This window comes from Ralstonia sp. RL, from assembly GCF_001683835.1.
GTDB classification, from domain to species: Bacteria; Pseudomonadota; Gammaproteobacteria; order Burkholderiales; family Burkholderiaceae; genus Ralstonia; species Ralstonia mannitolilytica.
Genome location: NZ_LWRX01000042.1, coordinates 17239 through 29438, shown reverse-complemented (window position 1 = coordinate 29438; position 12200 = coordinate 17239). Strand labels below are relative to the sequence as shown.

Sequence of the window (12200 nt, the reverse complement as noted above, 5' to 3'; positions counted from 1 at the left end):
GGGTTCTTACATCCCTTTAATGCTTCTGTTGCGTGGAAGACCCGGCGGCCGATGTTGCAGCCGGGTCTTTCAAGACCAGCGCTTCCACAATGCGTTCCATCCGCATGAAGCGCGAGCCCTTCACCAATACCGTCGCACCGGGCCCGATGGCCGGCACACCGTGTTCAATCAACGCTTCGGCCGACGCGAAATGCTGTGCGCCCGCGCCAAACGCGTCGACCGTATGCCGTGCAAGCTCGCCGGTGGCCAGCACCGCATCGATGCCGCGCTCACGCGCATAGGCACCGATCTCCGCGTGGAATGCCGGCCCTTGCGCGCCAACCTCGCCCATGTCGCCGAGCACCAGCCAGCGCGGCGCCGGCAGCGTGATGAGCGCCTCGATCGCGGCGCGCACCGAATCCGGATTCGCGTTGTACGTGTCGTCGATGACGAGGCCGCCGTGTGCGCCCGGCTTGCGCTGCAGCCGCCCCTTGACCGGCGCGAAGCTGCCGAGCGCCTGCACGATGACCTCGGGCGCCACACCGGCAGCCAGCGCGCACGCCGTTGCCGCCAGTGCATTGCGCGCGTTGTGCAACCCAAGCAGCGGTAGCGTGATGACGAAGCGCTGCCCCTCGGCCTGCACGTCGATGCGCTGGCCGTCGGCAGCATCGGTGACGGCGCCCTTCACAGCGCCAGCCTCGATGCCGAAATCGAGCACGCGACGCGAACCCGCAGCCGCCTGCCATACCGGCGCAAACTCACCGCCGTTGGCCGCGTCGCGCGGGAACACCGCCACGCCGTCAGCCGGCAGCGCCGCCAGCACGGCGGCGTGTTCTTCGGCCACGGCCTGCACATTCACCATGAATTCCTGGTGCTCGCGCTGCGCGTTGTTGATCATCGCCACCGTCGGCTGGGCGATGGCGGCCAGCACGGCGGTCTCACCCGGGTGGTTCATGCCGAGTTCGAGCACCGCCAGCCTGTGTTGCGCGTTCAGGCGGAACAGCGTGAGCGGCAGGCCGATCTCGTTGTTGAAATTGCCGGCGGTTGCCAGGCGGGCGTCTTCACCCACGGCGTGCGCGAAGATGGCCGAGATCATCTCCTTGACCGTGGTCTTGCCGTTGCTGCCCGTCACGGCCACCACGGGAATCGGAAACTGGCGGCGCCAGCCCGCTGCAAGCTCGCCGAGCCCGACGCGCGTATCGGCTACCGTCAGAACGGCCACGTTCGACATATCCAGCGTGGCGGCCGGCGCGCGCGACACCAGTACGGCGGCCGCGCCGCGCGCCACCACTTCGGGCAGGAAGTCGTGGGCATCAAACCGTTCGCCGATCAGCGCGACAAACAGGTCGCCGGGCTGCACGGTACGGCTGTCGGTAGTGACGCGCAGGATGGCCGCATCGGGGCCGGCCAGGTAGGCACCCGCCATCCAGGAAGCGGCATCGGTCGCGTGCATCATCACGGTCTGGGCGGCGCTCATGCGTTCACCCCGCGGGCAGCCAGCGCCAAGCGCACGTGTTCCTGATCGGAGAACGGGCGTTTGCGGCCGGCGATCTCCTGCGTCGATTCATGCCCCTTGCCCGCCACGACGATCACGTCGTGCGCATCGGCGTGCCGCACCGCGTGCAGGATCGCGGCGGCGCGGTCTTCGATCTGCGCGGCGGCGCTCGGGTGGTCCATGCCGTCGGCAATCTCGTCGAGGATGTGCTGCGGATCTTCGCTGCGCGGGTTGTCGGAAGTCAGTACGACATGCTGCGCCAGCCGCTCTGCAATGGCGCCCATCTTCGGGCGCTTGCCGGGGTCGCGGTCGCCGCCGCAGCCGAACACGGCCCACAGCTTGCCGCCGCGCGCCTCGGTCATTGGCGCAAGCGCGCGCAGCGTCTGTTCGAGCGCATCGGGCGTGTGCGCGTAGTCGACCACCACCAGCGGGCCGTCCTCGCCGCCAAAGCGCTCCATGCGGCCGCTCACGGGCTGGAGCTTTTCGATGCGCGCGATGGCGTCCTGCCATGGCACGCCGGCCGCCAGTAACGCGCCGAGCACAGCCAGCAGGTTCGAAACGTTGAACAGACCGACAGTGGGCGCATGCACCGTTGCGCGGCCGAAGCTGCCGTCCACCTCGAACGTCGTACCGGTGCGGTGCGCGCGCACGTTGGCGGCACGCAGCCACTGCTTGGCGCCGTGCTGCGCAGCGGCATCGCCGTCGATGCCGTATTCGATGGTTTCAACGTCGGCGCGCGCGTTCCGCAGCAGTCGCACACCTGCTGCATCGTCCCGGTTGATCACGGCCGCCCGCAAACCCGGCCAGCCGAACAGGCGCGCCTTGGCAAGTTCGTATTCGGCCATCGTGCCGTGGTAGTCGAGGTGATCCTGCGTGAGGTTGGTGAACACCGCGATGTCGAAATACGTACCGTCAACGCGGCCCTGCTCCAGGCCGTGCGACGAGACTTCCATGGCGATTGCGCGAGCGCCCGCCCGGTGCAGCTCGGCCAGGCTGTGTTGCAGCTGAATGGCGTCGGGCGTGGTGAAGCCCGTGGCCACCAGCGCATCGACGAACCCGGTGCCCAGCGTACCCACCACTGCGCAGCGCTCGCCGTGCCGGGTGAGCGCCTGCGCGATCCATTGCGAGCACGACGTCTTGCCATTGGTGCCGGTCACGCCGATGACACGCAATGCCTCGGGGCCCGGCACGCCATACCATTGCGCAGCGAGCGGCCCGGCCAGCTCGGCCAGGCCATCCACCGGCAGAATGCGCACCGGCGCATCGGCGGGCACCACGTAGCCGTGCGCTTCGGCCAGCACGGCAGACGCCCCGGCCGCAATGGCCTGCGGGATGTGCGGTCGGCCGTCGCCGCGCTGGCGCGCGTTGCCGAGCACATACGCGACGAAAACATCGCCCGTCTTGAGCTTGCGCGTGTCGCTGGTGATGTCGGCACCGGCCGGCACCTGCGTGCGGAGCCAGTCGAGAACAGCCGCAAGACGCACGGCCACGGGCGGGCGGTCGGAAGTCACGGTGGTGGAACGGCTCGTCATTGCAACCCCCCCACCGGTTCTTCCGGCACGTCCGGGGTCATCACGAGCTGGCGGACAGGCGAATCGGGCGGGACGTTCAGCGCACGCAAGGTGCCCCCCACGATCTGCGAGAACACCGGGCCGGCCGCGCCACCGCCGTAGCGGTTGCCCACCGTGGGCTCGTCCACGCTCACGGCCACGATGATGCGCGGGTTGGACATCGGGGCCAGACCGATGAACGAGGCGCGATACTTGGAGCGGTCATAGCCGCGCCCGGTATGCTTCCACGCCGTGCCGGTCTTGCCGCCCACGCGATAGCCCATCACCTGGGCCTGCGGCGCGGTGCCGCCGGGCGCCGTGACGGTCTCGAGCATCTGGCGGACCTGCCGCGCCACCTCAGGTGAGATCACGCGCTCGCCCTGCGGCGGCTGGCCATTGGTGCGATACATCGTGATCGGAATCAGTTCGCCGTCGTGCGCGAAGATGGTGTACGCGTGTGCGATCTGGAACAGCGACACCGACAGGCCGTAGCCGTACGACATGGTCGCCTGCTCGATGCGGCGCCATTTGTTCGCCGGCCGCAGCCGTCCCGCCACGGCGCCCGGGAAGCCGATCTTGGGCGCCTGACCGAGGCCCACGCTGGTGAACATGTCCCACATTTCCTGCGGCTTGAGCAGCATCGCGATCTTCGTCGTGCCGATGTTGCTCGAGTGCTGGATGACCTGCGCGACCGTCAGCGTGCCGTAGTTGCTCGTGTCGGAAATGGTGGCGCCTTCGAAGCTGTATTTGCCGTTGGTCTGCACCAGCGTGTTGGGCGTCACGCGCTTGAGTTGCAGCGCCAGGCTGATAGTGATCGGCTTCATCATCGAGCCGGGCTCGAAGGTGTCGGTCAGCACGCGGTTGCGCAGCTGCTCGCCCGACAGGCGGCTGCGATCGTTCGGGTTGTAGGTCGGGTAGTTGGCCAGCGCCAGGACTTCGCCGGTCTGCGCATCGAGGACGATGGCGCTGGCCGCCTTCGCGCGGGTGCGCTCGACCGCGGCCTTGATCTCGTTGAAGGTCAGGTACTGGATCTTGGCGTCGATGGAAAGCGTCTGGTCGTGCCCATCGCGCGGCGCCTTGAGCACGCCCACGTCTTCCACCACGCGGCCCAGGCGATCCTTGATCACCTGCCGCTGCCCAGCCGCCCCTGCGAGCTCGGCCTGGCGCGCCAGCTCCACGCCTTCCTGGCCTTTGTCCTCGACGTTCGTGAAGCCGACGATGTGCGCCATCGCCTCGCCTTCGGGGTAGAAGCGCTTGTACTCGCGCGTCTGATAGATGCCTTCGATCTTGAGCGCGGCGATCTGCTCGGCGACTTCAGGCAGCACCTGGCGCTTGAGGTAGACGAAGCCCTTGTCTTCACCGAGCTTGCCGGCGAGCTCCTTCGGGCTCATATCAAGGAGCTTGGCGAGCTTCTTCATGTCCTCGCCGGGCACGTTGTTGGGCACGTCTTCCGGCACGGCCCAGATGGCCTTGACCGGCAGGCTGGTGGCCAGCACCAGGCCGTTGCGATCAAGGATCTTGCCGCGCGTGGCGGGCAGCTCCAGCGTGCGCTGGAAGCGCTTCTTGCCCTCGGCCTCGTAAAACCGGTTGCCCGGACCCTGGATCCACAGCGCACGGCCGATCAACGCCATGAACGCGGCAAACATCAGGAACACCACGAGTTTCGAGCGCCACATCGGCAGGCGCAGCCCCAGCACCGGGCTGGCCGAGAACTGGCCCAGGCGCGCGCGCGCCGTGGTCCCGTTAGGTTTGCGTGCACCGCTCATGGCTGAACTCCGGAAGCCGTGGGCGCGCTGGCCGCTGCGGAGGAGGCCTCCGTCGTCGGCATATCGGCAAACCCCTGCAGATACTGCGTGCGGCCCGCCTGCGCGGGCGCCATCTTCAATTGCCGGCTCGCAATGTCGGCAATGCGAGCACTCTTGCCCAGTGCGCTCTGCTCATATTGCAGGCGCGACCAGTCGATATTCAGTTGCTTCTCTTCCGCCTGCGCACGGTCGAGCGCGACAAACAGTTGCCGCGCCTGATGCTGTGCGTTGACCAGCGACAGCGCACACAGCACCAGCGCGGTCAGCAGGAACATGTTCAGGCGGTTCATGGCGTGGGTCTCCGCGAGTCAGCAGCTGTCAGCAACGCTCGGCCACGCGCATGATGGCCGAGCGCGCACGCGGGTTGGCCGACACCTCGGCCTCCGACGGCTTCACGCGGCCGAGCAGGCGCAACTGCGGCGCCGGCAGCTCATGCGCACGCAGCGGCGCCCGACGCAGTTCCGGCGCGGCGGATTGCTCCGGACGCGCCAAGGCCTGCATGAAGCGCTTGACGATGCGGTCTTCCAGCGAATGGAAGCTGATCACGACGAGACGTCCCCCCTGTTCCAGGCGTTCAAAGGCGGCCTTCAGACCGGTTTCGAGGTCCGCAAGCTCTTGATTGACGTGAATCCGTAAAGCTTGAAAGGTGCGGGTCGCAGGGTCTTGGCCCTTCTCGCGTGTTTTGACGGCTTGCGCCACGAGCGCGGCAAGCTCGGATGTGCGATCGAGAGGACCTCGAGTCCCGGATTCGCTCCGGCGAGCAACAATCGCCTTTGCAATCTGTACAGCAAACCGTTCTTCCCCATAGTCCCGTATCACCCTCGCAATGTCGCGCTCATCGGCCTCGGCCAGCCATTGGGCTGCGGTGATGCCGCGCGTGGTGTCCATCCGCATGTCGAGCGGGCCATCCATCCGAAACGAGAAGCCACGTGCGCCTTCGTCGATCTGGGGCGAGCTGATGCCCAGATCCAGCAGCACGCCGGCCACCCGTTCAATGCCGCGCGCGTCCAGGCACTGGGCCATCTGCGCGAAGCTGTCATGCTCAATAGCGAAGCGGGCATCCTCTACGGTGCCCGCTTCGGTGATTGCTGCCGGGTCCTTGTCGAAGGCGACGAGTCTGCCGCCGGGCCCCAGCCGTTCCAGGATGCGGCGGCTGTGCCCGCCTCTCCCGAAGGTTCCATCGATATAGATGCCGTCGTCGCGCCAGATCAGCGCATCGACCGCTTCGTCCAAAAGCACCGTTTGATGGCGCAGTCCCGTACTGGCTTGGGTTGTCATCGCGCGTCATCAAAAGGAGAAATTCTTGAGGGCGTCGGGCATGCCTTGCGCCATGGCGGCCTGCTCCTTCGCGGTGTACGTGGCGGCGTCCCAGATTTCGAAGTGGCTGCCCATGCCGAGCAGCATCACGTCGCGCTCAAGGGCGGCCGCGGTGCGCAATTCAGGTGTGATGAGGACACGGCCGGCGGTGTCGAGCTCCACGTCGGCGGCGCTGCCCAGGAAGATCCGCTTCCACCAGTGCGCTTCCATCGGCAGCGCGGCGATGCGCTCGCGAAAGCGTTCCCACTCCGGGCGCGGAAACAGCATGAGGCAGCCGTCCGGGTGCTTGGTCACAGTCACCCGGCCCTCGGCCTGCAGCTGGAGCGCTTCGCGGTGCCGCGACGGAATGGACATCCGCCCCTTGGCATCCAGCGTCAGCGCCGACGCACCCTGGAACACGTTGGATTCTCTCTCCGGACAGCGACGCCTTCGCCGTCAACCTTGCCGTCAAATGGCCTGCAAAACGGCCTCTTCAAACCACAAAACTACACTTTCTGACACTGTTTCCCACTTTAGAGGAACCATTTTGGACGGTCAAGGCTTGCAGCGGCCCGCGAGACGGAAAATTTGCAATCAGAACAATGACTTAGCGCACACAGCACGAGTGCGCACGGCACTTTTCCCAATCAAATGAAGGAGATAGCGCGGTTTATGGAGAAACCACGTGAGAGAACGATGCGCAGGCGCGCGCGCTGCGCGCTCACGCAGGACGCAGCCGCGAGGTCGGATAAACGGAGGAGCGCCGCGCCGTGAAACGCGCGCGCGGCCTCAGATGCGGTAGGCGGTCGTCGTCATGACGCGCGAGGCGGCGCGCATCGCATGGCGGATGGGCGCCGGCAGCTCGATGCCGCCAGCCTGGCGCGCATGGTCGCCGTGGCGGATTTCGTCATCGCGCATCTGGGCGACGATGGCGCGCGAGCGGGTGTCGTGGTCCGGCAATGCGTCGAGATGGCCGTCGAGATGATGCTCGACCTGGCGCTCGGTCTCGGCAACGAAGCCGAGGCTGATCCTGTCGCCCAGGCGCCCGGCCACCGCGCCGATGGCAAAGGCACCGGCATACCAGAGCGGGTTGAGCAGACTGGGCCGGTCGTTCAGCTCCTGCAGGCGCTGGGCGCACCAGGCAAGGTGGTCTTCCTCTTCGCGCGCGGCCTGATCAAGTTGCGCGCGGATCGCGGGATCCCGCGCGAACAGGGCCTGCCCTTGATACAACGCCTGGGCGCAGACCTCGCCCACATGATTCACGCGCATGAGGCCGGCGGCATGCCGGCGGTCCGCCTCGGAGAGCTTGGCCACGTCGTCGGAGGTGGCCGGCGCGACGACCGCGTCGGCAGGATTGGGACGGCTGGCCCGCGTGACGCCGGCCACGGCGCGCAGGGCGCGGTCAAATTCAGAAAGGAAGCGATCGAGCATGAGAGCAGCGCCGCCGGCAATGGCGGACGGCGCAGGCGTCATTGTAAGGCGGCCATCCGCCGGCATCTTGTCCTGCGTCAGACCGGACACGGCCAAACACAACTGTACGGGATAACCCTGCTGGCGCGCGGATCGCATCCAAAACCGCAAGGAATTGCAGGCGCACATGCCACTTCTATTTCGATTTCGGAAACAGCCTGTTGCCGGGATCAGACAGCAAACGCGCGTTTACGAACATTCGTTCGCAAATTTCGACCGGCGCCTGCAACGGGTTGCTACATTAGTCAGCGACTTCGCTTGAAAGTCATGGGGTGGGAAGACAAGAACGGAGGGTCTGCCTGCCACCGAATTCAATAAATAAGATTCTGGAGACCGACCGATGAAGAAATCGCTGCTGGCATTGGCAGTGCTGGGCACATTTGCAGGTGTTGCGCAGGCTCAGTCGAGTGTGACGCTGTATGGCGTGGTCGACGCCAACGTTGAGTACGTCAACCACGCGCAAGCCGTGACGGCCGCGGGGGTGGTCATCCCGGGCAGCAGCGGTTCGCGCCTGGCGATGCAGGCCGGTGGGCTGTCTTCCAATCGCTGGGGCTTGCGCGGCGTTGAAGACATCGGTGGCGGTCTCAAGGGCCTGTTCGTGCTGGAGTCGGGCTACGGCATGGACACCGGCACGCTGCAGCAGGGCGGGCGCCTGTTCGGCCGCCAGGCGTTTGTCGGCTTGCAGGGCAACTGGGGCAAGATCACGCTGGGCCGGCAATACACCACGATCTTCGACATGATGGCGAACTTCTCGCCGACCGGTTACGCCACGCAGTATGAGCCGGTGGTCGGCCAGCTGGGCCCGAACTTCCGCGAAGACAATGTCATCAAGTACACGGGCGCATTCGGCCCGCTGACCGTGGAAGGCCACTGGTCGTTCGGCGAGCGCGCCGGCAGCCAGACCGCCAACTCGGCGTACGGGGTTGGCGCCAACTACTTTGCCGGCCCGTTCGGCGTGGGGATCGCCTATGACGAAGTGAAGGTGCTGACGGCAGCCGAAGCCTTGGGCGGCCCCGGCAACGAGTACGCCAAGGACAAGCGCGCCGCCATCGCCGCGAGCTACACGGTGGGCCCGGTCAAGGTCATGGGCGGCTATCGCTACGGCAAGACCGACACGGCTTCGTCTGGCGCCACGCTGGCGCTGCTGCCGCACCGCGACGACTATTACTGGGCGGGCGTGAACTACCAGGTGACGCCGGCCCTGGGCCTGACGCTGGCGTACTACTACGACAACATCAAGGAAGCGACCATCGGCGGCGCCACGGTCAACCCGCGTAACCCGCAGCAGTGGCAGTTCATCGCCGACTACAACTTCTCGAAGCGCACCGACGTGTACCTGAGCGCCGCGTATGCACGCAATGCGTCGCTGAACTGGGATTCGATCGGCTATGTGACGAACCCGGCGACGGGCGCGCAGACGTCGGTGGGCTACCTGCCGGCCGCATCGCAGACGTACTTCATCACGCCGAACTCGGACAGCCAGGTCGGCGTGGCGATCGGCCTGCGTCACAAGTTCTGACGCGCACTGTGTTGTTGCCCGCCGCCCCCTCTCCTTGGCGGGCGCAGGAAGGCACCTTCGGGTGCCTTTTTGCATGGCCGCGCGCTATGCTGTGCCGACACAAAAACATCATCGGAGGAGACATGACCGTGCCTTGCACGCTGCGCCGTGCCTTGCTGCGCGCAGCCTTTGCCGGTGCTGCTGCCGGCGCCATCGCGTTGCCGGCAGCAGCGCAAACCCCGCCGTATCCGGCCAAGCCGATCACCATCGTCGTGCCGTTCACGCCGGGCGGCACGACCGACATCCTGGCGCGCGCCGTCGCGGCAGAACTCACGCGCGGCGCCGGCTGGAACGTCATCGTGGACAACCGGCCTGGCGCGGGCGGCAACATCGGCTCGACGCTCGTGGCCAAGGCCGCGCCCGACGGCTACACGCTGCTGATGGGCACGGTCGGCACGCACGCCATCAACCAGACCCTGTACTCGCAGAACGGCGTGCGGCTGGGTTTCGATCCGATCAAGGACTTTGCGCCGATCACGCTGGTGGCCTCCGTGCCGAACGTGCTCGTGGTCAACCCGGCCTTTGCGCAGAAGAACAAGATCAACTCGGTGAAGGACCTCATCGACTACGCGAAGGCCAATCCGGGCAAGCTGAACATGGCGTCGTCGGGTAACGGAACGTCGATCCATCTGGCCGGCGAGCTGTTCAAGACGCAGACGGGCACGAGCATGGTCCACGTGCCGTACAAGGGCAGCGGTCCGGCGCTGACCGATCTGATCGGCGGCACGATGGACCTGATGTTCGACAACCTGCCCTCGGCCATGCCGCAGATCAAGGGCGGCAAGCTGAAGGCGCTGGCCGTCACGAGCGCCAAACCCTCGCCGGCGCTGCCCGGCGTGCCGACCGTCGCGCAAGCCGCCGGCCTGCCTCAATACGAGGCCAGCTCGTGGTTCGGGCTGCTGGCGCCAGCCGGCACGCCGCCGGCCATCGTGTCGCGCATCCAGCAGGCGGTGGCGAAATCGCTGGCAAGCCCCGCCGTCAAGGAGAAGCTCGAAGCGCAAGGCGCCGAGCCCGTGGGCGATACGCCCGAGCAGTTCGCCGCGCACATCCGTGCCGAGACGGCGAAGTGGGCCGCGGTCGTGAAGGCCTCGGGCGCAAAGGTGGATTGACCGCGCAGCCATTGAGCACCCCGCCCGCCGCGCGCACAATGGGCGGCCTTCATAACGACAACAACACAACGTCCCCGGGAGACCCGCATGTCCTCTTCGACTTCCTCCGCCATGGTGGCGCCCGCCGCCGATCCAGCCACGGACGCCAGCCGCTCGCGCATCGTCTTTGCGAGCTTCATCGGCACGGCCATCGAGTTCTACGATTTCTACGTCTACGCCACGGCCGCGGCGCTGGTGATCGGGCCCGTGTTCTTCCCGCACGGATCGGCTACGGCGCAAGCGCTGTCGGCCTTCGTCACGTTCGGGATCGCGTTCATCGCACGGCCGATCGGCTCGTTCCTGTTCGGCCACTTCGGTGACCGGATCGGGCGCAAATCCACGCTCGTGGCGTCGCTGCTGGTGATGGGCATTTCCACCACGCTGATCGGGCTGGTGCCGGGCTATGACAGCATCGGCACGCTGGCGCCTGTCCTGCTGTGCATTCTGCGCTTTGGCCAGGGCATCGGCCTGGGCGGCGAATGGGGCGGCGCGGCGCTGCTGGCCACCGAGAACGCGCCGCAGGGCAAGCGCGCCTGGTTCGGCATGTTTCCGCAGCTGGGGCCGTCGGTGGGCTTCCTGGCATCGAACGGGCTGTTCTTCGGGCTGGCGCTTGCACTGTCGGACGAGCAGTTCCGCAGCTGGGGCTGGCGCATTCCCTTCCTCGTCAGCGCGGTGCTCGTGGCGCTGGGCCTGTACGTGCGCCTGAAGATCGCCGAGACGCCCGCATTCCAGGCCGCCATCGACCGCCAGGAACGTGTGAAGGTGCCGGTCGCCACGCTGCTGGCGCACCACTGGTGGCCGACGCTGCTGGGCGCGCTGGCCATGGTGGTCTGCTACACGCTGTTCTACATCTCGACGGTGTTTTCGCTGTCGTACGGCGTGGGCACGCTGCATTTCTCGCGGCCGAGCTTCCTGGGGCTGCTGTGCCTGGCGGTGGTGTTCATGGGGCTGGCGACGCCGCTGTCGGCGTGGGCGTCGGACCGCTTCGGGCGCAAACCGGTGCTGATCGTCGGCATCATCGCGGCCATTCTGTCGGGCTTCACGATGGCACCGCTGCTCGGCAGCGGCCAGACGCCCCTGGTGGCGCTCTTCCTGATCATCGAGCTGTTCCTGATGGGCGTGACCTTCGCGCCGATGGGCGCGCTGCTGCCGGAGCTGTTCCCGACCAACGTGCGCTACACGGGCGCAGGCGTCTCGTACAACCTGGGCGGCATTCTCGGTGCATCGATTGCGCCGTATATCGCGCAGAAGCTGGCCGAACAGGGCGGGCTCAGTTGGGTCGGGATGTATGTATCGGCGGCTGCGGTGGTCAGCCTGTGCGGCGTGCTCTGCATGCGAGAGACGCGCGATGCGCGCCTGATGTAATCAGGGCGAAGACCGCGCCCGCGCCGCGCTGGCAGCGTTGCCGGCCGGCGCGGGCTGCGCCTGCGTGAACCACTGCACCAGCAGCATCCCCGCGCAGATCAGCGCCACGCCGGCAATGCGGCCCACATTGACGGGCTTGACCGGCAGCCCCACGAGGCCGAAATGGTCGATCAGCAGCGAGGTGAGCATCTGCCCCGCAATCACGCTGACGATGAACGTGGTCGCACCCAGCCTGGGCGTGAGCATGAGCGCAGCCGTCAGGTAGATCACGCCCGCGACACCGCCGAACCACGCCCACAGCGGCAGGCGCGCCGCTTGCCCGAGCAGCGGCGCCGGCGCACGCAGCGCAATCAGCACGGGCACCACCATCAGGAGGCTCACCAGCAGCGACACCACCGTCGCCCACAGCGGATGACCAAGCGCCCGACCCAGGACCGCATTGCTGCCGGCCTGGAACGGCACGAGCGCGCCGGCCACCAACGCCACCAGCGCCAGCCCCATCGCAGAAAAAGACAGCGGATTCGTCATCGCTCC

Annotated in this window: 11 protein-coding genes; 3 read left to right on the top strand and 8 right to left on the bottom strand. The window is 66.9% G+C overall.

Annotated elements, in window-relative coordinates; translation table 11 throughout:
- Window positions 1–16: 16 nt before the first annotated feature.
- The 7 genes from A6M56_RS04565 to coq7 form a co-directional block, all read right to left on the bottom strand.
- Window positions 17–1456 (bottom strand): UDP-N-acetylmuramoyl-tripeptide--D-alanyl-D-alanine ligase, encoded by a 1440-nt coding sequence (locus A6M56_RS04565; protein WP_102080135.1) that lies wholly within the window; start codon window positions 1454–1456, stop codon window positions 17–19.
- A complete protein-coding gene (locus tag A6M56_RS04560; protein WP_045785920.1) occupies window positions 1453–3006 on the bottom strand; it encodes a UDP-N-acetylmuramoyl-L-alanyl-D-glutamate--2,6-diaminopimelate ligase in 1554 nt (517 codons plus the stop codon). Before A6M56_RS04560 ends, A6M56_RS04565 begins: the two co-directional genes overlap by 4 nt.
- Entirely contained in the window at window positions 3003–4790 is a 1788-nt protein-coding gene (locus A6M56_RS04555; RefSeq protein ID WP_045785919.1) for a peptidoglycan D,D-transpeptidase FtsI family protein, read from the bottom strand. Before A6M56_RS04555 ends, A6M56_RS04560 begins: the two co-directional genes overlap by 4 nt.
- Window positions 4787–5119 carry a cell division protein FtsL gene (gene ftsL / locus A6M56_RS04550; RefSeq protein ID WP_045785918.1) on the bottom strand — a complete coding sequence of 111 codons (333 nt, stop codon included), beginning with the start codon at window positions 5117–5119 and terminating at the stop codon, window positions 4787–4789. The genes A6M56_RS04555 and ftsL overlap by 4 nt, the downstream gene beginning before the upstream one ends.
- A gap of 28 nt (window positions 5120–5147) precedes the next feature.
- Window positions 5148–6107, bottom strand: coding sequence for a 16S rRNA (cytosine(1402)-N(4))-methyltransferase RsmH (gene rsmH / locus A6M56_RS04545; RefSeq protein WP_045785917.1), 960 nt, complete (start codon window positions 6105–6107; stop codon window positions 5148–5150).
- 9 nt (window positions 6108–6116) lie between these two features.
- Window positions 6117–6545 (bottom strand): division/cell wall cluster transcriptional repressor MraZ, encoded by a 429-nt coding sequence (mraZ, locus tag A6M56_RS04540; RefSeq protein WP_045785916.1) that lies wholly within the window; start codon window positions 6543–6545, stop codon window positions 6117–6119.
- A gap of 369 nt (window positions 6546–6914) precedes the next feature.
- Complete coding sequence (gene coq7 / locus A6M56_RS04535; RefSeq protein WP_045787772.1) at window positions 6915–7556, bottom strand: 2-polyprenyl-3-methyl-6-methoxy-1,4-benzoquinone monooxygenase; 642 nt, start codon at window positions 7554–7556, stop codon at window positions 6915–6917.
- A 379-nt stretch (window positions 7557–7935) separates the two neighbouring features.
- On the opposite strand from coq7, the gene A6M56_RS04530 reads away from it, so the two are divergent.
- The 3 genes from A6M56_RS04530 (at window position 7936) to A6M56_RS04520 (ending at window position 11666) form a co-directional block, all read left to right on the top strand.
- The gene (locus tag A6M56_RS04530; RefSeq protein ID WP_045785915.1) at window positions 7936–9114 is read left to right on the top strand and encodes a porin; all 1179 of its coding nucleotides are present in this window, start codon (window positions 7936–7938) and stop codon (window positions 9112–9114) included.
- A 122-nt stretch (window positions 9115–9236) separates the two neighbouring features.
- Window positions 9237–10262 carry a tripartite tricarboxylate transporter substrate binding protein gene (locus tag A6M56_RS04525; protein WP_062738005.1) on the top strand — a complete coding sequence of 342 codons (1026 nt, stop codon included), beginning with the start codon at window positions 9237–9239 and terminating at the stop codon, window positions 10260–10262.
- A gap of 87 nt (window positions 10263–10349) precedes the next feature.
- Complete coding sequence (locus A6M56_RS04520) at window positions 10350–11666, top strand: MFS transporter (RefSeq protein ID WP_045785913.1); 1317 nt, start codon at window positions 10350–10352, stop codon at window positions 11664–11666.
- Here A6M56_RS04520 and A6M56_RS04515 read toward each other — a convergent pair whose 3' ends face one another.
- Entirely contained in the window at window positions 11667–12194 is a 528-nt protein-coding gene (locus A6M56_RS04515) for a DMT family transporter (RefSeq protein ID WP_062738006.1), read from the bottom strand.
- Window positions 12195–12200: the final 6 nt, after the last annotated feature.

What these genes read in the sequence shown, in the direction of transcription:
- A6M56_RS04565 (WP_102080135.1), bottom strand. Translation starts at nt 1,456, where the DNA reads ATGAGCGCCGCCCAGACCGTGATGATGCACGCGACCGATGCCGCTTCC.
- A6M56_RS04530 (WP_045785915.1), top strand. Translation starts at nt 7,936, where the DNA reads ATGAAGAAATCGCTGCTGGCATTGGCAGTGCTGGGCACATTTGCAGGT.
- A6M56_RS04560 (WP_045785920.1), bottom strand. Translation starts at nt 3,006, where the DNA reads ATGACGAGCCGTTCCACCACCGTGACTTCCGACCGCCCGCCCGTGGCC.
- ftsL (WP_045785918.1), bottom strand. Translation starts at nt 5,119, where the DNA reads ATGAACCGCCTGAACATGTTCCTGCTGACCGCGCTGGTGCTGTGTGCG.
- A6M56_RS04515 (WP_062738006.1), bottom strand. Translation starts at nt 12,194, where the DNA reads ATGACGAATCCGCTGTCTTTTTCTGCGATGGGGCTGGCGCTGGTGGCG.
- A6M56_RS04555 (WP_045785919.1), bottom strand. Translation starts at nt 4,790, where the DNA reads ATGAGCGGTGCACGCAAACCTAACGGGACCACGGCGCGCGCGCGCCTG.
- A6M56_RS04520 (WP_045785913.1), top strand. Translation starts at nt 10,350, where the DNA reads ATGTCCTCTTCGACTTCCTCCGCCATGGTGGCGCCCGCCGCCGATCCA.
- coq7 (WP_045787772.1), bottom strand. Translation starts at nt 7,556, where the DNA reads ATGCTCGATCGCTTCCTTTCTGAATTTGACCGCGCCCTGCGCGCCGTG.
- rsmH (WP_045785917.1), bottom strand. Translation starts at nt 6,107, where the DNA reads ATGACAACCCAAGCCAGTACGGGACTGCGCCATCAAACGGTGCTTTTG.
- A6M56_RS04525 (WP_062738005.1), top strand. Translation starts at nt 9,237, where the DNA reads ATGACCGTGCCTTGCACGCTGCGCCGTGCCTTGCTGCGCGCAGCCTTT.